Consider the following 1,741-nt stretch of genomic DNA (forward strand, 5'->3'; position numbering starts at 1 on the left):
AGAGTATTTTTACAATCTTTACGAATATGATGATGGTACAAGAGAATATGAAGAATTTGACGGTGGTCAGTATCATGAGATACCTGAGAAAGTTGATTACAGTACCAAGGCTCAAGTGAAAGCGTGGATTTATGGGGGTGGTATTCCGAAAAGCGTTTTGAGTTGTGAAGCGTTGATAGACGAGGTGAATAGGGAAATCAAAAAACGTACAGTTAAAGCAGTGAAAACTTATGATGATATAGACAACGAGCTAGAGAAAGCACTTGGTATTCAACTAGGTAGGTATCAAAATGAAAAAAAATGAAAAAAATAAAAAATACGTATTGACTTTAAAAGGTCATTCTGTTAAACGAATCATTAAGTGCTAGAAACACTAAACATGTAGCGAATAGATTACGAAACAATCTTTTCCTGCTTCAAAATTTGGCTTTATTTTTATGCTATTATTGGCATATAACGATTTTGTCGGGTGTGGTTACGCTATACAATACCCTTATGGGAAAGGCGTGACGACGGACTACATGCCGTGTTTCTAGCGCCCGGCACTCTTTTAGAGTGTCAATAGAAATTTTAAACATGTAGGAGTTCCCTATGAACAATTTAGTAACAATCAACAATGCTGGTATTGCTGTCACAACTTCTTTGAAAATTGCAGAGGGTGTAGGTAATAAGCACAAAACAGTTATACAGTTGGTTCGTCAAAATATTAAAGACTTTGAAGAACTTGGAAGGGTCGCATTTGAAATGCTACCCTTTGAAACCAAGGGTGGAATACAAAAGAGAGAAGTTGCCATCCTTAATGAATCACAAGCAACTCTACTGATGACATATATGCGCAATAATGACACGGTGCGTGCATTTAAAAAGGCGCTTGTTAAAGCTTTTTATGAATTAAAAAGCCAATCAAAAAATCATGATTTATTCTCTAGAGATAATGATTTATTTTCTTATGAAAGTTTAAAAGCTCCTGAGGGAATTGGTAAAGTTTTGGGAATGATTGCTGCGCGTTTATCGTATGTAAATGATCTACAAAAAGAGCTTGATCATTACAAATTGGTTACGACAGAAGCCAAGCGTGTCTTAACAAACGCTATTGCAAAAGCAGCGTAAATAACGGCGCGGGCGCGGCGGGGGCGCCCCTCTTTAAAATTCTTTCATTCAAAAAATTGTTTAAATATTAGATTAGGAGCTACCTATGACCACTAAAAATGTATCTAAAAAATATGAAATTACAGACGAAATTAAAGAAGTTAAAGATGCTGAAACCGGTCAACCTAGATACTTTTATCGTATTCGTGCATTAAGGGATTTTGATGATGTAAAAGCTGGGGACCTCGGTGGTTTTATTGAAAAGGAAAGCAACCTCTCTCATGATGGGAATTGCTGGGTGTATGATGATGCTATTGCAGCATATGATGCTGTCGTTAGTGAAAATGCTAAAATACGTAATGAAGCCGTTGTTGCTCAAAATGCTAAAGTTTATGGTAACGTTATAGTGAGTGATAAAGCCAAGGTTTATGGTCGTGATACCCATGTTTATGGCAATGCTGAGATTTTTGATAATGCTAGTATTAGTGGTACCATGTGGGTTCGTGGCAAGGGGTGGGTTTATGGCAAGTGTGTGGTTAATGGCAATGCCAAGGTTTATGGCAATGCTAAAGTTTGTGGTCAAGTTTGTGATAATGCCGTGGTTTATGGAAAAGCTTTTATTAGTATAGAGGCAAAAATTTATGACAATGCC

General features: G+C 36.8%; 2 protein-coding genes and 1 pseudogene. All 3 read left to right on the forward strand.

The annotated features are described in order from the left end of the window. On the forward strand, positions 1–304 hold a 304-nt coding region (locus ACFIK1_RS09490), incomplete at its 5' end, for a hypothetical protein (RefSeq protein WP_375662662.1). A 287-nt stretch (positions 305–591) separates the two neighbouring features. Next, a complete protein-coding gene (locus tag ACFIK1_RS09495; RefSeq protein ID WP_375635162.1) occupies positions 592–1,110 on the forward strand; it encodes a Rha family transcriptional regulator in 519 nt (172 codons plus the stop codon). A gap of 85 nt (positions 1,111–1,195) precedes the next feature. After that, positions 1,196–1,741 (forward strand): annotated as a pseudogene (locus tag ACFIK1_RS09500) (hypothetical protein); the annotation flags it as partial.

The organism is Bartonella sp. OC16QHHD (genome assembly GCF_042194035.1).
Taxonomy (GTDB): domain Bacteria; phylum Pseudomonadota; class Alphaproteobacteria; order Rhizobiales; family Rhizobiaceae; genus Bartonella.